The organism is Microbacterium sp. AZCO, from assembly GCF_039614715.1.
In the GTDB taxonomy this organism is placed as follows: domain Bacteria; phylum Actinomycetota; class Actinomycetes; order Actinomycetales; family Microbacteriaceae; genus Microbacterium.
In genome coordinates this window covers 2,873,547-2,892,939 of the sequence record NZ_CP154857.1, presented here as the reverse complement: position 1 = coordinate 2,892,939, position 19,393 = coordinate 2,873,547, and the positions used below count along the sequence as shown (strand labels likewise).

Annotated in this window: 20 protein-coding genes; 17 read left to right on the top strand and 3 right to left on the bottom strand. The window is 71.6% G+C overall.

Going from position 1 to position 19,393, the window contains the following annotated elements; translation table 11 throughout:
• Positions 1 to 255 precede the first annotated feature (255 nt).
• Positions 256 to 1,812, top strand: coding sequence for a glycosyltransferase family 39 protein (locus AAIB33_RS13355; protein WP_345800451.1), 1,557 nt, complete (start codon positions 256 to 258; stop codon positions 1,810 to 1,812).
• On the opposite strand, the gene AAIB33_RS13350 is transcribed toward AAIB33_RS13355, so the two are convergent.
• Positions 1,802 to 2,821 carry a HAMP domain-containing sensor histidine kinase gene (locus tag AAIB33_RS13350; protein ID WP_345800450.1) on the bottom strand — a complete coding sequence of 340 codons (1,020 nt, stop codon included), beginning with the start codon at positions 2,819 to 2,821 and terminating at the stop codon, positions 1,802 to 1,804. The genes AAIB33_RS13355 and AAIB33_RS13350 overlap by 11 nt on opposite strands.
• Complete coding sequence (locus AAIB33_RS13345) at positions 2,818 to 3,486, bottom strand: response regulator transcription factor (protein ID WP_345800449.1); 669 nt, start codon at positions 3,484 to 3,486, stop codon at positions 2,818 to 2,820. Before AAIB33_RS13345 ends, AAIB33_RS13350 begins: the two co-directional genes overlap by 4 nt.
• A gap of 104 nt (positions 3,487 to 3,590) precedes the next feature.
• Between AAIB33_RS13345 and AAIB33_RS13340 the strand changes: the two genes are divergently transcribed.
• The 7 genes from AAIB33_RS13340 (at position 3,591) to AAIB33_RS13310 (ending at position 7,982) form a co-directional block, all read left to right on the top strand.
• Entirely contained in the window at positions 3,591 to 4,394 is an 804-nt protein-coding gene (locus tag AAIB33_RS13340) for a hypothetical protein (RefSeq protein WP_345800448.1), read from the top strand.
• A 157-nt stretch (positions 4,395 to 4,551) separates the two neighbouring features.
• Positions 4,552 to 4,917 (top strand): PadR family transcriptional regulator, encoded by a 366-nt coding sequence (locus AAIB33_RS13335; protein ID WP_345800447.1) that lies wholly within the window; start codon positions 4,552 to 4,554, stop codon positions 4,915 to 4,917.
• Between the two features lie 2 nt (positions 4,918 to 4,919).
• Positions 4,920 to 5,288: a DUF1048 domain-containing protein gene (locus tag AAIB33_RS13330; protein ID WP_345800446.1), complete on the top strand. Its 369-nt coding sequence runs from the start codon at positions 4,920 to 4,922 to the stop codon at positions 5,286 to 5,288.
• Entirely contained in the window at positions 5,282 to 6,103 is an 822-nt protein-coding gene (locus AAIB33_RS13325) for an ATP-binding cassette domain-containing protein (RefSeq protein WP_345803435.1), read from the top strand. Before AAIB33_RS13330 ends, AAIB33_RS13325 begins: the two co-directional genes overlap by 7 nt.
• Positions 6,100 to 6,861, top strand: a complete 762-nt coding sequence (locus AAIB33_RS13320) for an ABC transporter permease (RefSeq protein WP_345800445.1) — start codon at positions 6,100 to 6,102, stop codon at positions 6,859 to 6,861. Before AAIB33_RS13325 ends, AAIB33_RS13320 begins: the two co-directional genes overlap by 4 nt.
• A gap of 20 nt (positions 6,862 to 6,881) precedes the next feature.
• Entirely contained in the window at positions 6,882 to 7,658 is a 777-nt protein-coding gene (locus tag AAIB33_RS13315) for an SDR family oxidoreductase (protein WP_345800444.1), read from the top strand.
• 99 nt (positions 7,659 to 7,757) lie between these two features.
• Positions 7,758 to 7,982 carry a hypothetical protein gene (locus AAIB33_RS13310; RefSeq protein ID WP_345800443.1) on the top strand — a complete coding sequence of 75 codons (225 nt, stop codon included), beginning with the start codon at positions 7,758 to 7,760 and terminating at the stop codon, positions 7,980 to 7,982.
• Between the two features lie 10 nt (positions 7,983 to 7,992).
• Here AAIB33_RS13310 and AAIB33_RS13305 read toward each other — a convergent pair whose 3' ends face one another.
• Positions 7,993 to 9,069: a DNA polymerase IV gene (locus AAIB33_RS13305; RefSeq protein ID WP_345800442.1), complete on the bottom strand. Its 1,077-nt coding sequence runs from the start codon at positions 9,067 to 9,069 to the stop codon at positions 7,993 to 7,995.
• Between the two features lie 142 nt (positions 9,070 to 9,211).
• On the opposite strand from AAIB33_RS13305, the gene helR reads away from it, so the two are divergent.
• The 9 genes from helR to AAIB33_RS13260 all read left to right on the top strand — a co-directional run bounded on the left by helR (position 9,212) and on the right by AAIB33_RS13260 (position 19,378).
• Positions 9,212 to 11,362, top strand: a complete 2,151-nt coding sequence (gene helR, locus AAIB33_RS13300) for an RNA polymerase recycling motor ATPase HelR (protein ID WP_345800441.1) — start codon at positions 9,212 to 9,214, stop codon at positions 11,360 to 11,362.
• A gap of 54 nt (positions 11,363 to 11,416) precedes the next feature.
• Positions 11,417 to 11,929, top strand: a complete 513-nt coding sequence (locus tag AAIB33_RS13295) for a MarR family transcriptional regulator (protein ID WP_345800440.1) — start codon at positions 11,417 to 11,419, stop codon at positions 11,927 to 11,929.
• Between the two features lie 269 nt (positions 11,930 to 12,198).
• On the top strand, positions 12,199 to 12,348 hold the full coding sequence (locus tag AAIB33_RS13290; RefSeq protein WP_345800439.1) for a hypothetical protein: 150 nt from the start codon (positions 12,199 to 12,201) through the stop codon (positions 12,346 to 12,348).
• 90 nt (positions 12,349 to 12,438) lie between these two features.
• Positions 12,439 to 12,789, top strand: a complete 351-nt coding sequence (locus AAIB33_RS13285; protein ID WP_345800438.1) for a carboxymuconolactone decarboxylase family protein — start codon at positions 12,439 to 12,441, stop codon at positions 12,787 to 12,789.
• A gap of 187 nt (positions 12,790 to 12,976) precedes the next feature.
• Positions 12,977 to 13,954: an ABC transporter permease gene (locus AAIB33_RS13280; protein ID WP_345800437.1), complete on the top strand. Its 978-nt coding sequence runs from the start codon at positions 12,977 to 12,979 to the stop codon at positions 13,952 to 13,954.
• Positions 13,951 to 14,886: an ABC transporter permease gene (locus AAIB33_RS13275; RefSeq protein ID WP_345800436.1), complete on the top strand. Its 936-nt coding sequence runs from the start codon at positions 13,951 to 13,953 to the stop codon at positions 14,884 to 14,886. Before AAIB33_RS13280 ends, AAIB33_RS13275 begins: the two co-directional genes overlap by 4 nt.
• Positions 14,883 to 16,670 carry an ABC transporter ATP-binding protein gene (locus AAIB33_RS13270; RefSeq protein ID WP_345800435.1) on the top strand — a complete coding sequence of 596 codons (1,788 nt, stop codon included), beginning with the start codon at positions 14,883 to 14,885 and terminating at the stop codon, positions 16,668 to 16,670. Before AAIB33_RS13275 ends, AAIB33_RS13270 begins: the two co-directional genes overlap by 4 nt.
• Positions 16,671 to 16,700: 30 nt before the next feature.
• Positions 16,701 to 18,323, top strand: a complete 1,623-nt coding sequence (locus tag AAIB33_RS13265) for an ABC transporter substrate-binding protein (protein ID WP_345800434.1) — start codon at positions 16,701 to 16,703, stop codon at positions 18,321 to 18,323.
• Positions 18,320 to 19,378, top strand: a complete 1,059-nt coding sequence (locus AAIB33_RS13260; protein ID WP_345800433.1) for an LLM class flavin-dependent oxidoreductase — start codon at positions 18,320 to 18,322, stop codon at positions 19,376 to 19,378. Before AAIB33_RS13265 ends, AAIB33_RS13260 begins: the two co-directional genes overlap by 4 nt.
• Positions 19,379 to 19,393 lie beyond the last annotated feature (15 nt).

Here is a 19,393-nt window from a genome sequence, read left to right as displayed (position 1 = left end):
CCGTCTCCGCGCGAGCGCTGCACTTTCCTGCGAGCGCCGCGTCGCGCGGACCCAGCGCTCGCAGGAAAGTGCAGCGCTCGACGGGTCGGGCCCCCGTAGCCCATCGGCTCGCCCCGCGCCACCCCCGGGCGACCACGCGCCGAGGCCGCCTACCGTGAACCGCGGCGGGGGGATCCGGATCGGCGCCCCCGTTGCACGCGAAGGGTTCTGAGCGGATTCTTAGCGCGGGGGAGTCACGGTCGAGGAGTGGACGTGATGGTGACGAGCACGGCGGCGTCCGTCGGCGCGAACGACCGCACGGTCGAGGCGATCCGGACGGGGGTCGCCTCGGCCGTCCGGCTGCGGCGGGCCGCCGTGGTCGTCGGTGCGATCGGCATGATGGTGTCGCTGATCGGCTCGTGGATCCCGTCGCTCTGGGGCGACGAGGCGGCGAGCGTCCTGTCGGCGCAGCGGCCGGTCTCATCGCTCATGGCGATGCTCCTCCACGTCGACGCCGTCCACGGCGCGTACTACCTCGGCCTGCACGCGTGGGTCGAGGTGTTCGGGGCGAGCCCGTTCTCGGTGCGCTTCCCGTCCGCCGTCGCGGCGGGGGTCACCGCCGCGGCAGTCGCCTGGCTCTGCGGACGTTTCGGCTCAGTGCGGTTCGCCGTGCTCAGCGGGCTGCTCGCGGCGATCCTGCCGCGCATGACCTATGCCGGGGCCGAGGCTCGTGCCTACGCCTTCGACGCCGCGATCGCCGCGATCCTGTGCGTCCTCACGATCGAGATCCTGAGACGGGATTCCCCGTCCCGGCGCTGGTGGGTGGCGTACGGCGCCCTCCTCGCCCTCGGCGTCTACACCTTCCTCTATCTCGGGCTCATGGCGATCGTCGTCGGCATCGCGCTGGTCGCCGATCTGCGCGGACGGCGGCAGCTGCGCCGCTGGGCGATCGCCTCCGCGGCGGCCGCCGTCGCGGCAGCCCCCGTCATCGTCCTCGCGCTCGCGGAGCGCAAGCAGATCGCCTTCCTGGCGGAGCGCGGCCGGCTCAACGCCAACGCCGTGCTGGTGAACATGTGGTTCGGCGCCTGGCCCTTCGCCGTGCTCGCCTGGGCGCTCATCCTGATCGCGATCGTCGCGTACGTGCGGCGTGGCCGGCGCGCGGCGCCGCCGCATCTGGAGCCGCTCGCCCTCGCGTGGCTTGTCCTCCCGATCGGCATCCTGCTCGCCGTCAGCACCGTCGACGCCGTGTACACGCCGCGCTACGGCACGCTGGCCGCGCCGGCCGCCGCCGTGCTGATGGCGCTCGGGCTGCGCGCGATCGCGCGCAGCCGCCGGCTCTCGCGAGGGCGAGGCCGTCTGCCGGGTCGCGCCGTCGCCGTCGTCGTGCTCGCGGCCGTCGTGGTCGCCGCCGTGCCGGTCTGGACGGGTCAGCGCACCGAGTGGGCGAAGAACCAGTCCGACTGGAACGACATCGCCGCGACGATCCAGGCGCGGGCCGTCCCGGGCGACGCCATCGTGTTCGACAAGGAGGTGCGCCCCTCGCGGAGGCCGCGCCTGGCTCTCGACACGAACCCCGCGCCGTTCGCCGCGGTGAGCGACGTGACGCTGAAGACGCCGTACGCCGACCGCTCGACGTGGCACTCGAGCCAGTACACCGTCGCGGAGGCGGGAGCGCTGGGCCGCTTTGCCGGTGTCGACCGGGTGTGGGTCGTCGAGTACGTCTCGGGCGGCGAGCCGGACTCGTGGGGCGTCGCCGACCTCGAGGCGCTCGGCTTCCATCCCGTCAGCGAGATCCGGCTGCATCGCAGCGTCGTGACGCTCTTCAGTCGCTGACCGGCCTGCCCGACGCTTTCGCACGCGGAAGGCGCATCGCGATGGTCGTGCCGCGATCCGAGGTGTCGACGACCGACGCCTCGCCGCCGTAGCGCGTGAGGGCGTCCTGCACGAGGAAGAGCCCGATGCCGTAGCCCGTGCGCGAGGAGCCCCCGCCGTCGACCGCCTCCGACGAGCGCGCGAACCGGTCGAACACGCGATCGGGGGAGATCCCGCGGATGCCGGACCCCTCGTCGCTCACCGCGATGCGCACCTGTGTGCGCGTCGCGGATGGCTCGACGATCACGCTGCCGCCCTCGGACGAGTGCTTGACGGCGTTGTCGATGAGCGCGACGAGGGCGCGGTGCAGGGTGGCCTCGGGCATCGCGACCGCGACATCGGCTGCGACAGGCCGGCCGACGAGCCGGACGCCGCGGTCGGCGGCGAGCATCTGCATCGCGTCGACGGCGACACGCACCGCCTCCGCCACCGAGATCGGGCCCGCGTCCCGATCGGCCGGCGACTGCACGGAATCGAGGAGGTCGTCGACGACCGCGATGAGCCCCGCCGAGTCGCGGCGCAGCGCGCCGACGACCTCGCGGTGCTCGTCATCGGCGCGCAGCGAGCGCTCCAGCACCTGCAGGCGGGTGTCGAGCACGGTGAGGGGAGTGCGCAGCTCGTGCGAGGCATCCGCCACGAAACGGCGCTGCCGTCGGAGCGCATCGACGAGCGGGGCGACCGCCTGTCTCGTGGCCACGAGTGCCAGGGTGCCGACGACGAGGACGCACAGGGTGCCGATCGCGAGCACCGCGAGCAGCACGTCGCGGCTGCCGACGTGGACCGGGTCGTCCCGCTCGCCGGTGTCGAAGATGTCGCTCAGCGAGACCTGCGACGACACGATCCAGAACGCGGCTGCCAGCACGACGACCACCAGCACGGCCGCCGCGATCGTGATCCACAGACCGACGCGAAGCGACGTCCGGCGCACGAGCAGCTCGTCGGCGTCGACGCGCTCGCGCCGCGGACTCACGACACGATCCCGAGCCGGTACCCGCGGCCGCGCACCGTCGTGACGATGTCGGGGTCGAGCTTCCGGCGGAGGTAGTGCACGTACGTGTCGACGGATCCGGGCGTCTCCGTCGCGTCGAAGACGGCGGTCAGGATCTCCTCGCGGCTGAAGGTCCGGTGGGGATTCGTCGCGAACAGCTGCAGGAGCGACGTCTCGCGCTCGGTCAGGATGACCCGCCCGTCGTAGGGGGAGTAGACGGCCCGCGACTCCGGATAGAACTCCCATGCCCCGATGCGGACGAAGGGACCCTCGCCGCCGCTCGTGCGCCGGATCGCCCGGAGGCGTGCGAAGAGCTCCTCGAAGTCGAAGGGCTTCACGAGGTAGTCGTTGGCCCCGGCATCCAGCCCGCGCACCTTGTCGTGCACGCTCCCGAGGGCCGTGAGGATCAGGGCGGGGGTGTCGTTCCCGCTCCGCCGCAGGATCTCGACGATCGACACTCCGTCGAGCGTGGGAAGGCGCCGGTCGATGACGAGGGCGTCGTACAGCCCCTCCTGGGCGGCCTCGAGCGCCTGGCCGCCGTCGGGCACGAGGGTCACCTCGTACACCTCGTCGAGCACGCTCACCATGAGCGGTCCGAGCTGCGGGTCGTCTTCGGCGAGCAGCAGTCGTGGTCGATCGTCGGGCATCCTGACCACCCCCTCCACTGCGATCCAGCCACGATAGCTCTGAGAGTCCGCTAAGAATCGAAAGGGTCAGCCGTTTCTTAGCGCCCGCTTCGGATGCTCTGCGCATGGCCTCCCGCTTCGCGCCAGCCCGCGTCTCCGATCCGTCCGTCGGCTCCGCGCCCGTCCGCGTCCCGGATCCGTCCCGCCGCTTCTGGCTCACGAAGGCGGCCTCGACGGCCCTGGGCGAAGCCGTCTCGGACTTCTCGATCCACGTCCTGCCGCCCGTCGTCGCCGTGCTGCTCGGCTTCGGCGCGTTCGTCGCGGCGCTCGTCTTCCAGCTGACGCGGCGCCGCTATGTGCCCGGCGTGTACTGGCTCGCCGTTGCGATGGTCGGCGTGTTCGGAACGATGGCGGCGGATGTCGCGCACGTCGCGCTCGGGCTGCCGTACGCCGTTTCGGCGACCGCGTACGGCGTCGCGCTCGCCGCGGTGTTCCTCGCGTGGTGGCGCGTCGAGGGGACCCTGTCGGTGCACGCGATCACGTCGACCCGCCGTGAGCTCTTCTACTGGGCCGCCGTCGTCGGCACCTTCGCGCTCGGGACGGCGCTCGGCGACCTCGTCGCCGTGGGGCTCGGGCTCGGCTACGTCGCCTCGGTCGTGCTCTTCGCCGTCCTCATCGCGATTCCCGCGCTCGGGTACCGCTTCCTGCGCTTCGGACCCGTCTTCGCGTTCTGGTTCGCCTACGTGCTGACGCGGCCGCTCGGCGCCTCGGTGGCGGACTGGCTCGGCAAGCCGGCCGCGGAGGGCGGTGTGGGGCTCGGCGCCGGCTGGGTCGCCGCCGGGTTCGCGCTCCTCATGATCGCGCTCGTCGTGACGGAGCGTCCCGTGCGCACGCGCAAGCGCACGCACACCCTCGCGCGGGGGCGCTGACTCCCGCCCTGACAGCGCGCCGCGGGCCGCATCCCTCGGCGGATGCGGCCTTCGTGCTGCCCCGAAGAATTTCAGTGTTCGGTGTTGCTAAGTACTGGTACTCAGCGTTACTATCTAGCACTAGTCAGTAACACCGAGTAGTGGAAAGGGGGATGCCGTGGGCAAGCAGGAGACCGAGATGCTCAAGGGGATCCTTGAGGGCGTCGTGCTCGGCGTCCTGTCCACGCGCGCCGCCTACGGGTACGAGATCACGGCGTGGCTGCGGGATCAGGGCTTCTCCGACATCGCGGAAGGCACGGTCTACGCGCTCCTCGTGCGCGTCGAGCAGCGAGGGCTGGTCGACGTCGAGAAGGTCCCCTCCGAGAAGGGACCGCCGCGCAAGGTCTACACCCTCAACGCGCAGGGACACGAATACCTCACCGAGTTCTGGAGGACATGGAGCTTCCTCACGGACCGCCTCGAGAAGCTCCGCACCGCACAGACCGACGCCGCGGAAGACGGCGTCGAAGAAGGAGAGAAGTGACCATGGCCGCAAAGTGGATCGAAGCGCTCACCGGATCGCTCGAGCAGAAGAAGCAGTACAAGGGGTTCCGCGCCCGCCTCGACGCGCTCCCCGAGCCCTATCGAGAGGTCGCGAACGCGATGCACCGGTACTTCATGTACTACGGCGGCGTCACCGACGGCGACACCCTCGTGACGATGATGGGCGACCTCGTCGAGCTGTGGGAGCGTGCCGCCGCCGACGGCACGCCGGTCCGCGACATCGTCGGATCCGATCCCGTCGACTTCGCCGAGACGTTCGCCCTCGCCTACGGCGGCACGCAGTGGATCGACAAGGAGCGCAGCCGCCTGACGAAGGCGGTCGACGACGCGGAACGGAGTCAGGGATCATGACCGCCGCAGTCCGGGTGCAGGGGGTGGAGAAGGCCTACAAAGACCTGCAGGTGCTCAAGGGCGTCGACCTCGAGGTCGAGCGGGGCTCGATCTTCGCCCTCCTCGGCTCGAACGGCGCCGGCAAGACGACGCTCGTGAAGATCCTCTCCACGCTGCTGAAGGCCGACGCCGGTGTGGCGACGGTGAACGACTTCGACGTCGCGACAGAGGCCGACGACGTGCGTGAGTCGATCAGTCTCACGGGGCAGTTCGCCGCCGTCGACGAGGTGCTCAGCGGACGCGAGAACCTCGTCCTCGTTGCGAAGCTCCGGCATCTCAAGAACCCCGGGGCGATCGCCGACGGACTGCTGGAGCGCTTCTCGCTGATGGATGCCGCCTCCCGCAAGGTCTCCACCTACTCCGGAGGCATGCGGCGCCGGCTCGACATCGCGATGAGCCTCATCGGCGATCCGGCGGTCATCTTCCTCGACGAGCCCACGACGGGTCTGGATCCGCAGGCGCGCAACGAGGTGTGGGATGCCGTGCGCGAGCTCGCGGCGAACGGCACGACCGTGCTCCTCACGACCCAGTATCTCGACGAGGCGGAGCAGCTGGCCGACCGGATCGCCATCCTCCACGAGGGTCGCATCATCGTCGACGGCACCCTGGGCGACCTCAAGAAGCTCATGCCGCCGGCGAAGGTCGAGTACGTCGAGAAGCAGCCGACGCTCGAAGAGGTCTTCCTCGCGATCGTCGGGAAGAGCGGCGTCGCAGGCGGCGCCGACACGAAGAGCGGCGCCGCCGGCGGCGCCACCGAGAAGGAGGTGGCGAAATGACCACGCACGTCATCGGCGACACGGCCGTCCTCACCGGGAGGTCGCTGCGCCACATCACCCGCAGCATGGACACGATCATCACGACCGCGATCACACCCGTCGCGATCATGCTGCTGTTCGTGTTCGTGTTCGGCGGAGCGATCGACACGGGCTCGGTGCCCTACGTCAGCTACCTGCTGCCCGGCATCCTGCTCATCACCGTCGCCTCCGGCGTCGCGTACACGTCTGCGCGGCTGTTCACCGACCTGCAGGGCGGCATCTTCGAGCGGTTCCAGTCGATGCCGATCGCCCGCTCGTCCGTTCTCTGGTCCCACGTGCTGACCTCGGTCGTGGCCAACCTGACGTCGGTGGTCGTCGTCATCGCCGTCGCGCTCCTGATGGGGTTCCGGTCCGGTGCCGACGTGCTGCAGTGGCTCGCGGTCGCCGGCATCCTGGCCCTTTTCACCCTGGCACTCACGTGGCTCGCCGTCATCGCGGGCCTCTCGGCCAAGACGATGGACGGCGCCGGCGCCTTCGCCTATCCGCTCATCTTCCTGCCGTTCATCAGCTCGGCCTTCGTGCCGACCGAGAGCATGCCGGGCCCGGTGCGGTTCTTCGCGGAGTACCAGCCGGTGACGTCGATCGTCGACGCGCTGCGCAACCTCCTCGCGGGGGAGCCCGTGGGCGGCGACATCTGGGTGGCACTCGCCTGGTGCGTCGGCATCCTCGTGATCGGCTATGTCGTCGCGATGCTCGTCTACCGGCGCAAGTTCCGCTGAGCGGGCACCAGAATCGGAGCATGAGCCTCCTCGACGACTCCTCCACCAGTGCGACCTCCTTGTCCGGGGAGGTCGCACTGGTCTCCGGCGCCTCCCGCGGTCTCGGCCGGCACATCGCCGTCGCGCTCGCCGCAGCGGGCGCCCGCGTCGCGATCAACTACGCGTCGTCGCGGGAGGGTGCCGAGGAGTCGCTGCGCGCCGTCGAGGCCGCGGGCGGAGAGGCCGAGGTCTTCCGCGGCGACGTCACCGACGCGGACGACGTCCACGCGATGGTCGGCGCCGTCGAGGAACGGTTCGGGGCGGGGGTGGGCATCCTCGTCAACAATGCGACGGGTCCGCAGCCCGAGATCCCCATCGAGCAGAGCACGTGGGACGACTATCTGCTGCAGCTCGAGTTCTTCGTCAAGGCGCCGCTGCTCCTGCTGCAGGCCGTCCTGCCCGGCATGCGGGCGCGGGGCGCGGGGAGCGTCGTCAACATCGGCAGCGAGGTCGTCGAGGTCGGCAACCCCTCGTTCGCGACGTACGTCTCGGCGAAGGCCGCCATGGTGGGGCTCACGCGCTCGTGGGCGCGTGAACTGGGGCCGGACGGCATCCGCGTCAACCTCGTCGCACCGGGGTGGATCCCCGTCGAGCGCCACGAGGGCCTCGACACGACGGGCTACGCGGACCGTGTGCCGCTCGGCCGCACGGGCACGCCCGCCGAGATCGCCGAGGCCGTCGTCTTCCTCGCCTCGCCCGCGTCGCGCTTCATCACCGGGCAGTCCCTCTCGGTGAACGGGGGCAACACCTTCGGGTGAGGGATGCCGCGGCAAGGCCTCCTCCGAGCCCACGCATGCGTGACGACTCGCCGTCAACCCCGGATGACTTTCCGGCCGAGGAGGCGCATCCTGTCTGTCGTGAGCGTGACGAATCCGTCGGACGAGTGGGAGGCCCTCCTCCACATCGTCGCGCGCATCTGCGCCCGCTTCCCGGGTGCCGATGAGGATGCCGTGCGCGAGCTCGTGGCCGAGGAGCTGGTCGAGTTCGACGGCGTATGGATGCGCGACTACATCCCCACCCTCATCGAAGGGCGCGTGCGGCGGCGCCTGCGCGCGAGCGTGCCGCGGGCCGCGGCATCCTGAATCCTCTTCGTCACCACCCGCTGCGCGTGGGTGTGTGACCCTCGCGGGCGTCGTCGGGCATCGCCATCTCGAGGCGCACGCCGAGCAGCCGGAGGGGACGGTCCGGCTCGATGCCGCGCACGAGCTCCATCGTCTTGGCGAGCGCCACGTCGCGGTCGAACGTCTCCGTCACCTTGCGGGTGAACGTCTTCGTGAGGAACGGCGCATAGCGCACCTTGAGGCCCACCCCAACGATGGGCCGGCCCTCGGCCGTGACGTCGGCGAGCACCTGCTCGAACAGCTCGAGGGCCGCCCGCTCGATGTCGGCGGGATCGACGATGTTCTGCTGGAAGGTCGTCTCGCGGCCGTGCCCGCGCGGCACCCAGGGGGTGTCGTCGACGACGTTCGAGCCGTCGCCGCGGCCGAGCTGCCGATACCAGACGCCCATATTGGGCCCGAACTCCGCGACGAGCGGTGCCTCATCGGCATGCGCGAGCTCGGTGACGGTGCGGATGCCGAGCGTCTCGAGCCGCTTCGACACCTTGGCCCCGACGCCCCACAGCTCGCGGGTGGGCCGTGCGCCCATGACCTCGAGCCAGTTGTCGGCCGTCAGCCGGAAGACGCCCTGCGGCTTGCCGAACCCCGTCGCGACTTTCGCGCGGACGAGCGTGTCGCCGATGCCCACGCTGCAGTGCAGGCTCGTGCCGTCGAGGACGGCGTGCTGCACGCGCCGCGCGAACGCCTCGGGGTCGGCGGCGTCGACGCCGAGGAACGCCTCGTCCCAGCCGAGCACCTGGACGACGACGCCCGGCTGCGCGCGGAGGATCGCCATCACCTCGTGCGAGGCGGCCGTGTAGGCCTCGGCGTCGACGGGGAGGATAACGGCGTCCGGCACCTTCCGTGCCGCGACGCGCAGCGGCATCCCGGAACCGACACCGAACTCCCGCGCCTCGTAGGAGGCCGTCGAGACGACCGCGCGCTCGGTCGGATCGCCGCGACCGCCCACGATGACGGGCTTGCCCTTCAGCTCGGGCCGCCGGAGGATCTCGACGGCGGCGATGAACTGATCGAGGTCGACGTGAAGCACCCACCGTCGGCTGTCGTTCATCTCGCCCCCGCATTTCCAGTGTATCGAGGGGGTGGGGGCTTGCGGCAAGGGCCCCGTCAGGGGGCAGAATCGATCCCCGCCTCCCTCTCCCGCCGCCTTTCCGGCCGCCCACCGCCGTTCCGCCGTTCCAGGAGCACGCTGCATGAACTCCGTCTCGACCAGCCCCTTCGACCTGCCCGACAACCTCGCCGCGAAAGCGGCTCCGGCGCTCATCGCGGCGGACGAGACGCACTTCGCCGCGATCGGCGAGAGCCTGGAGCGCTCGATCGCGGAGCTCTCCGCACGGCTCGACGAGGTGCGGCTTGCGCCCGTCGGCGAGGGGCAGGCCGCGCTCGACCGCGACCTGGAGGTGCACCGCCTCGGCGCTCGACTGCGCGCGCTGCGTCGGTTCGGTCTCGACCTCGTGCTTGGCCGCATCGTCCCGGACGACGGGTCGGATCCGGTCTACATCGGCCGGTTCGGGCTCGTCGACAGCGACGGGCGGCGCCTCCTCGTCGACTGGCGGGCCCCGGCCGCCGAGCCGTTCTTCGCCGCGACGCACGCGCAGCCCGAGGGCCTGCTCAGCCGCCGCCGCTATCGCTGGTCGGGCGGACGCGTGCGCGACTACTGGGACGAGGTCTTCACTGCGGAAGGGCTGGAGCACAACGCCGCGCTCGACGATCAGTCGGCCTTCATCGCGAGTCTCGGCACGAGCAGGTCGCCGCGCATGCGCGACGTGCTCGGCACGATCCAGGCGGATCAGGATGCCATCATCCGCGCGCGGTCCCGCGGCGCCCTCGTCGTCGACGGCGGCCCCGGCACGGGCAAGACCGTCGTCGCGCTGCACCGCGCCGCGTACCTCATCTACTCCGATCCGCGGCTCGGCGAGGGGAGCGGCGGGGTGCTCTTCGTGGGCCCGCACGCGCAGTACCTCGCGTACGTATCCGACGTGCTGCCGAGCCTCGGCGAGGAGAGCGTCCAGGTCTGCACACTGCGCGATCTCGTGTCGGAGGGACCCGGCGCTCGCGTCGAGGCCGATCCCGCGGTCGCGCGGCTCAAGGCGTCGGCCCGGATGGTGGAGGCGATCGAGCCCGCCGTGCGCCTGTACGAGGAGCCGCCGACCCGGCACCTCGTCGTCGAGACACCCTGGGCGGACCTGCTGCTGACGCCCGAGGACTGGGCCGAGGCGTTCGAGTCGCCCGAGCCCGGCGCGCCGCACAACGACGCGCGCGACCAGGTGTGGGAGACGCTCCTCGACATCCTCGTCGACCAGGTGGACGACGACGACGTGCCGCGGCAGAGCCTGCGCCGCGCGGTGGGTCAGCACGCCGCGCTGCGGCGGGCCGTCGCGCGGGCGTGGCCGCTGATCGAGGCATCCGTCCTCGTCGCCGACCTGTGGTCGGTGCCCGCATACCTCCGCCGCTGCGCCCCGTGGCTGTCGGCGTCGGAGGTGGACTCGCTGCAGAGGGAGGATGCCGCGGCCTGGACGGTCTCGGATCTGCCGCTCCTCGACGCCGCGCGGCAGCGCCTCGGCGACCCGGGCGCCTCCAAGCGCCGACGCGAGCGCGAGGCGACGCGCGAGGTCGAGCTGGCCGAGCGCGAGCGCGTCGCCGAGGAGCTCATCGCCGCCGACGACTCCGAGATGCTCGTCATGACGATGCTGCGGAGCGAGGACTTCGTGAACTCGCTCGACGACGACGCCGCGGTGCCGCTCGCCGACCCCGACCTCCTGGCGGGTCCGTTCGCGCACATCATCGTCGACGAGGCGCAGGAGCTGACAGACGCCGAATGGCGGATGCTGCTGCGCCGCTGCCCGTCGCGCAGCTTCACGATTGTCGGCGACCGGGCGCAGGCGCGGCACGGCTTCACCGAGACCTGGCAGGAGCGGCTCGAGCGGATCGGGCTGCGCGACAGCCGGCTCGCATCGCTGACGATCAACTACCGCACGCCCGAGGAGGTCATGGCCGAGGCGGAGCCCGTCATCCGCGCGGCGATCCCCGATGCGAACGTGCCGACGTCGATCCGTGCGACCGGCGTGCCGGTGATGTTCGGCCCCGCATCGTCGCGCGACGCGATCCTGGAGGAGTGGCTGGCGGACCACGGTGAGGGCGTCGTGTGCGTCATCGGCGACGAGTCGTTCGCGGGCGGTCCGCGCGTCAGGTCGCTCGGCCCCGAGTCGGTGAAGGGGCTCGAGTTCGACCTCGTCGTGCTCGTCGATCCCGACCGCTTCGGCGGCGGGATCGAGGGCGCCGTCGACCGCTACGTCTCGATGACGCGGGCCACTCAGCAGCTCGTCGTGCTGACGTCGGCGTAGCGGTCTCGCCGCGCCGCCTCGCGGCGCCGGGCCGCGAGCAAGTACGGTCGGAGTGTGCCGGGGAGCGAACGAGACGACGAGGTCGATCTGCTGATCGACGCGTGGTCGCAGCGTCTGCCGGGTGTCGACCTCACGCCGCTCGACGTCATGTCGCGGCTGCGCCGCGTCGCGGCGCGGCTCTCCCGCCTGCGGGCCGGCGCCTTCCGCGTCGCGCGGCTCGCCGCGTGGGAGTTCGACGTGCTCGCGGCGCTCCGCCGCGCCGATCCGCCGCACCAGCTGAGTCCGGCGCAGCTCATCGAGGCGACGATGACCTCGAGCGCCGGCATGTCGGCGCGGCTCGCGAGTCTCATGGAGCGCGGGCTCATCGAGCGCGAGCGCAATCCGCGCGACGGCCGCAGCGTCCTCGTGCGCCTGACCGATGAGGGCGCCGCCCGCGTCGACTCGGCGATGCGCGAGCTGGCGCGCCGGGAGGAGGAGGCGCTCGCCCCGCTCGGCGATCGCGAGCGCGCGGCGCTCGTGCACCTCCTGCGGCTGCTCATGACCGACGGTCCCGACGCCCGTTCCTGACCCGCCGCGGTCGGCCGCTCCCGCGCGGCCTCCGTCGCGCGCTCCCGGCCGCGCCGCCGTCGCGCGCTCCGGCGTGGACGCCGGACCGAACGCTGCACTTTCCTGCGAGCGCGGCCGTCGCGCGACGCAGCGGTCGCAGGAAACTGCCGCGTTCGTGAGGCGACGAGCCGATTTCCGCCGCGCTGAGGGCGGATTTCGGCGGATCGCGTCATGGAAAGCCCGGTCGGAGGTCTCTTCTTATGGACCTCGAGACCGAAAGCACCACCGACGTGAGCACACCCGACCAGCCCCGGCCCCATCGCGAGGAGCGCGAGGGGCTCAACGCCGGACGCGGCATCCTGTACGGACTCCTCTTCTCGCTCGTCGGCGTCGGCATCATCACCGCGATCGTCATCGTCGTGCTCAACGTCCTCGGGTAGCTTCCGCGTCGAAGTGTTGCGCTCCGCGGCGCCCACCCCTCCTCTCGCGTGTCAGGGTCGAACGATCGCAATCCGGCAAGAGGAGCACACATGGCGGAGTACTTCGACCGCGAACAGGACCGCACCTACAACCGCGTCTACAAGAGCGAGACCCCCGACATCCTGAAGTCCTTCCTGCAGTTCGACCAGGCGGTCTTCGCGCAGGAGGGCCGCGAGATCCCGCTGAAGTTCCGCGAGCTCATCGCGGTCGCGGTCGGCATCACGACCCAATGCGTCTACTGCATCGACGGTCACACCGAGCGTGCGCTGCGCGCCGGTGCGACGCAGGCCGAGCTCGCCGAGGCGGCGTGGGTCGCGACGGCGATCCGCGCGGGCGGCGGCTACGCGCACGGCCGTCTCGCGTTCAAGTTCGCCGACCAGGCCGTCGCGCACCAGCACTGACCGCTCCCTCTACCGCCGCCGACCAGCCTCGCCGGTCGGCGGCGTTCGGCGTGCCCGCAAGCTCCGTGTGACCCCTCGTGACGAGTCATGACCGGTCGTGACATCCGGCCGGCTGACGCCCCTTCCGCGCCTGAGAGCGTGTCGGTCGGGCCCGATCCCACGGGCCTGCGACACGGAGGGGAAGTGGATGCTGCGCTACCTGAGCAGGCGACTGCTGCAGGCGGTGGGCGTGCTGTGGGCCGCCTATACCGTCTCGTTCCTCGTGCTGTACGCCCTGCCGGCCGACCCCGTTCGGCTGCTCGCGGGCGGCGACGCGAGCGACGTCACCGCTGATCAGCTCGCCGAGCTGCGCGAGCAGTACGGGCTCGATCAGCCCCTCATCGTGCAGTACTTCCGGCAGCTGGCGGACGTGCTGCACGGTGACCTCGGCACCTCGATCGTGACGGGACGGCCCGTCACGGAGATCCTGGCCGAGGCCATCCCGCCCACCGCCCAGATCGCGGTCGTCGGCTTCGTCCTCGCCGTCGTCTTCGGCGGCGGGATCGCCTTCTTCGCCACGTACACGCGCAATCGCGCGCTCTCGGACTTCCTCGTCGGGCTGCCCCCGCTCGGCGTCGCCGTGCCGTCGTTCTGGTTCGGCCTGCTGCTCATCCAGTGGTTCTCGTTCACGATCCCGCTCTTCCCCGCCGTGGGCGACGGCGGGCCGCTCTCGGTCGTGCTGCCCGCCATCACCCTCGCGGTGCCGACGGGGGCCGTGATCGCCCAGCTCCTCACGAAGAGCCTCGACACGACGCTGCGCGAGCCCTACATCGACACGGCGTGGGCGAAGGGCGCCCGCCGGCCGCGCGTGCACTTGCGCCACGCGCTGCGCAATGCGGCCCTTCCCGCCCTCACGATGACGGGCCTCATCATCGGCCAGCTCCTCGCCGGCACCGTCGTGACCGAGACGGTCTTCTCGCGCCCCGGGATCGGCCGGGTCACGGCATCCGCCGTGCAGCAGCAGGACATCCCGGTCGTCCAGGGCGTCGTGCTCTTCGCCGCCACCGTGTTCGTCCTGGCGAACCTCGCCGTCGACCTCGTCTATCCCCTGCTCGACCCCCGCATCGAGCTGAAGCCGCGCCGCGCCCCGAAGGCCGCCGTCGTCCCCGCAGGGAGCCCCGCATGAGCGACACGACCGCTCTTCTTCCCGACATCGCCGAGCGCACCGACGACACGTTCGCGCAGACAGCACCCGACCGCTTCGAGGACGCCGTCTCGGCGCACACGCGCCGCCCTCGCGTCTCTCGCCTCGTCGGGCTCCTGCGCCGCCCGCTCGTCGTGCTCTCCGCGGCGTGGCTGCTGCTCGTGCTCGTCGCGGCGGTCTGGCCGAACCTGCTCGCGCCCGGCGACCCGTACCTCGGCATCCCCGCCGACAAGCTGCAGCCGCCGTCACTCGAGCACTGGTTCGGCACCGACCAGATCGGACGCGACCTCTACACCCGCGTCGTGCACGGCACATCGCTCACCCTCGGGGCGGCCGCGATCGCGGTCAGCGTCGGCATCCTCGTGGGCGCCCTCTTCGGCCTCATCGCCGGCTTCGCGGGAGGCCGCATCGACGACCTCGTCATGCGGGGCGCCGACGTGCTGCTCGCCATCCCGGGCCTGCTCCTCTCGCTCGCGATCATCACGGCGCTCGGCTTCGGCACCGTGAACGTCGCGATCGCGGTCGGCGCCGCGAGCATCGCGTCGGTCGCCCGCATCATGCGCTCGGAGGTTCTGCGCGTGAGATCCGCCGGTTACATCGAGGCCGCGTACACATCGGGCAACACGTGGGTTCGGGTGCTCGGGCGCCATGTGCTCCCCAATGCCATCGGACCCGTGCTCGTGCTCGCGGTGCTCGAACTGGGTGGGGCGATCCTCGCGGTGTCGGCCCTGAGCTTCCTCGGCTACGGCGCACAGCCGCCGCTCGCCGAGTGGGGCTCGCTCGTCGCCGCCGGCCGCGACTACCTGCGCTACGCGTGGTGGCTCACGACCTTCCCCGGCCTCGTCATCGCCCTCACGGTGCTCGCGGCCAACCGCCTGTCGCGCGCCCTCGACACCGATCGGAGCGTCCGATGACCGCCACTCCCGCCACCCCCGTCCTCTCCGTCCAGTCGCTCTCGGTCTCGTACGCGACCTCCCGCGGCGAGGTCGCGGCCGTGCAGGACGTGTCGTTCGACGTCGCCGCCGGTGAGACCGTCGCGATCGTGGGCGAGTCCGGCTCGGGCAAGTCGACCACGGCGCACGCGATCGTGCGGCTGCTGCCCGCCACCGCCCGCATCCCGTCGGGACGGGCCCTGCTGGGCGACGTCGACCTCGTCACGGCCTCGAGTGCCGAGCTCAGCGGCATCCGGGGCCGCCGCATCGGCCTCGTGCCGCAGGACCCGACCGTGAGCCTCAACCCCGTGACACGCATCGGCGCCCAGGTCGCCGAGGTGCTGCGCATCCACGGCCTGGCCGACCGCCGCGCCGCCGCGGAGCGAGCCGTCGAGGCGCTCGCCGAGGCGGGCCTTCCCGACCCGGCGCTCCGTGCGACGCAGTATCCGCACGAGCTGTCCGGCGGGATGCGCCAGCGCGTGCTCATCGCGGCGGCGCTCATCGGCCGCCCCGACCTCATCGTCGCCGACGAGCCGACGAGCGCGCTCGACGTCACGGTGCAGCGCCAGATCCTCGACCAGCTCGACGCGCTGCGGCACGAGCGGGGGACCGGCATCCTGCTCATCACCCACGACCTCGGTGTGGCGGCGGATCGCGCCGACCGCATCCTTGTCATGCACCGCGGACGCCTCGTCGAGTCCGGCACTCCGGACGAGGTGCTGGGCGCGCCGAGCGACCCGTACACGCAGCGGCTCATCGCGGCCGCGCCGAGCATCAGCGCGCGCCGGGGCGGGGCATCCCTCCTCCACGCCGCGCCGCCCACCGGGGCGCCCGCGCTCGCCTGGAGTGCGGGCGACCCCTTCGCCGGGGGAGCGGATGCCGCGCACGCCGCCGCCGCGCCCGCCGCCACGGCACCTGCCGCCGCGGCACGCGCCGCCGCCGCGCCCGCGGCGGACGACCGTCCGGTGCTCGAGGTGCGCGACCTGGTGAAGGAGTTCCGCCTGCCGCGCGGCTCGCGCACCGATGTGCAGCGCGCGGTCGACGGCGTCTCGTTCGCGATCCCGCGGGCCACGACCCTCGCGCTCGTGGGGGAGTCGGGCTCGGGCAAGACCACGACCGCGCGTCTCGCGCTGCGCCTCCTGGACGCGACGGCGGGAGAGGTGCTCCTCGACGGGGACGACGTCACCCGGGTGCGCGGCGCGCGGCTGCGCGGGCTGAGGCGCCGCATCCAGCTCGTGCAGCAGAACCCGTACGCGACGCTCAATCCGCGCCTGTCCGTGGAGCAGGTCATCACCGACCCGCTGCGCGCCTTCGGCCTCGGCGACCGCCGCGCGCGCACGCAGCGCGCCGCCGAGCTGCTCGACGTCGTCGCGCTCCCCGTCTCGGCGCTGCACCGGCGGCCTGTCGAGCTGTCAGGCGGTCAGCGTCAGCGCGTCGCGATCGCCCGCGCGCTGGCGATCTCGCCCGAGCTGCTCGTGCTCGACGAGCCGGTGTCGGCGCTCGACGTGTCGATCCAGCACCAGATCCTGAGCCTCCTCGTGCACCTGCAGCGCGAGTTCGGTCTCACGTACCTGTTCATCTCGCACGACCTCGCCGTCGTGCGGCAGATCGCGCACGAGGTGGCCGTCATGCGCACGGGCCGCCTCGTCGAGACGGGCCCGGTCGGAGCGGTGTTCGACGCGCCCGCCGACACGTACACGCAGGCCCTCATCGACGCGATCCCCGGCGGGCGCCGGGAAGCGGCATCCCGAACCACCCAGTCCTGAAACAGCACGGAATCACCAGCAAGGAGCATCATGAGAATCCGCACCACTCTGGGCGTCGCGGCGGCGCTCAGCGCCGTCCTCGTCCTCTCGGCCTGCGCGAGCGGCGGCACGACGAACCCGGCGAGCACCCCCGACGCGTCGGCGAAGCCCGTCGACGGCGGCGACCTCACGTTCGCCGTCGCGAACGACCCCATCTCGCTCAACCCGTCGGGCACGGGCTCGGGCAACGACACGCTGTACGTCACGCGTCAGCTCGTCGACTCGCTGCTCTACCAGAATCCCGACACCAACACGCTCGAGCCGTGGCTCGCGACCTCGTACACCGTGAACGATGACGCGACGGTCTTCACATTCGAACTCCGCGACGACGTCACGTTCTCCGACGGCACGTCGCTCACGGCCGAGTCCGTCAAGGCCACGTTCGACGACATCGTCGCGGCAGGCGCCCTGAGCCAGTCGATCTCCGCGTTCGTCGGCTACCAGGAGACGGTCGCGGTGGACGACCACACCGTCGAGGTGCACTTCGCCAAGCCCAACGCGGCCTTCCCGCAGGCGACCTCGTCGGTCGGGCTCGGCATCGTCGGCGCCTCGACCCTCGCCGTGCCCTACGCGCAGCGCGCGGACGGCAAGGCCCTCGTCGGCACCGGCCCCTTCACCCTGGCCTCGTACACGAAGGACGTCTCGACGGTCCTCGACAAGCGCGACGATTACGCGTGGGGTCCGGCATCCCTCGGCAATGACGGAGCCGCGCACCTCGACAGCGTGACGTTCCAGATCGTGCCCGAGGCGAGCGTGCGCACCGGCGGCCTGGAGTCCGACCAGTTCGACGTCATCGGCGGCGTGCAGCCGACCGACGTGCCCGTGGTGCAGGCCGCGAACCTGCCGCTCGTCCACCGCGCGAACCCGGGCATCAGCTTCGGCCTGACCTTCAACGAGGCGCGCCCGATCGTTTCGGACATCGTCGTGCGCGAGGCGATCGCGTCGGCGGTCAACGCCGAAGAGGTGCGCGACACGTCGCTCAACGAGCTCTTCAACGTCGGCACGAGCGCCCTCGCGAAGAACACGCCCTCGTACGCCGACCAGAGCTCGAACTTCGAGTACGACCCCGACCACGCCGCCAAGCTGCTGAAGGACGACGGCTGGACGAAGGGCTCCGACGGCATCCTGGAGAAGGACGGCCAGCGGCTCGCGCTCGACCTCATCTGGATCACGAACTTCGGTCCCAACCAGACGAGCCTCGAGCTCATCCAGCAGCAGCTCAAGAAGGTCGGCATCGAGCTGAACCTCTCGGGCAGCGTCGTGCCCGACTTCATCGCGAAGCAGGATGCCGGCGACTTCGACATCACGTGGGGCAACCTGTCCCGCGCCGACGGCGACGTGCTGCGCACGCAGTTCTCGAAGGCGACCACCAAGACCCGCATCGACGATCCCGAGCTGGAGGCGCTGCTGCAGGCGCAGCTCGCCGAGCCCGACCCCACGAAGCGCGACGCGATCCTCGCCGACGCCCAGGCCCGCATCGCGAGCCAGTACTACCAGATCCCCGTGCACGAGCTCACGTCGATCCTCGGCACCCAGGACGACGTGCACGACGTCTCGCTCGGCGCGGACTCGCGCCTCGACTCCCTCGTCGCGGCGTGGAAGGACGCGTCGTGACGGGCCGCATTCCGGCAGCGGGGTTCATTCTCGCCGGCAACCACCCCGAGGGCGACCCGCGCACGGGCCTCGAGGAGACGCTGCGGCTCTTCGCCCTCGGCGAGGACCTCGGGTTCGACGTCGCGGGCATCCGCCAGCGGCACCTCGAGCGGGGCATCTCGTCGGCGCTGCCGTTCCTCGCGGCGGCGAGCCAGCGGACGCGGTCCATCCGCCTCGAGACCGACGTCGTGCCGCTCGGCTACGAGACGCCGTTCCGCCTCGCCGAGGACTACGGGACGGTCGACGCGCTGTCCGGCGGGCGCGTCAACGTCGGCATCAGCACGTCGTCGCCGCACGGCGACCTGCTGGCCTCCCTCGGCCGATCCGACGACTCGCTCGACCCGTACACCCTCATCGGGCGCTTCCTCGAGGCGCTCGAGGGCGATGTGCTCGCCGACGAGGCGCTGCACACGCCGTACGGACCGCAGGTGCCGCGCATCGAACCGCACGTCGAGGGCCTCCGCGACCGGGTGTGGCTCGGCGGCGGGTCCGAGCGCTCGGTGCGCTGGGCCGCGGAGCACGGCCTGAAGCTCCTGCTCGGCAATCTCAGCGACGCGGGCGGCCACGACCGCTTCGAGCCGGCGCAGCGCCACCACCTCGACCTCTACCACTCCCTCTTCCGGGGGACTGGAGAGGCGATCGTCGGCGTCGAGCGGGTCATCGTGCCCACGACGACGGCGACGGCCGAGCAGCGTGCCCACTACCTCGCCTACGCCGAGTCGCGGAACGCCCGCACGGCCGAGCCCGCGCAGTTGGGCGGCCGGCGCGTCGTGTTCCAGCGCGATCTCATCGGCACGGCCGAGGAGATCGTCGACCGCCTCGCCGACGACCCCTCATTCGACGGCCGCACCGAGCTGCGCGTCGCGCTGCCATACGGGTTCGGCGAGGACGAGTACCGCCAGATCCTCTTCGACATCCGGCACGCCGTCCTCCCCGAACTGGGCTGGGCGCCGGGCTCGGAGCATTCCCGCGACGCGCCGGAGACGGCATCCATTACGGCACATGAAGTCGCGTGACCACCTTTGACATCG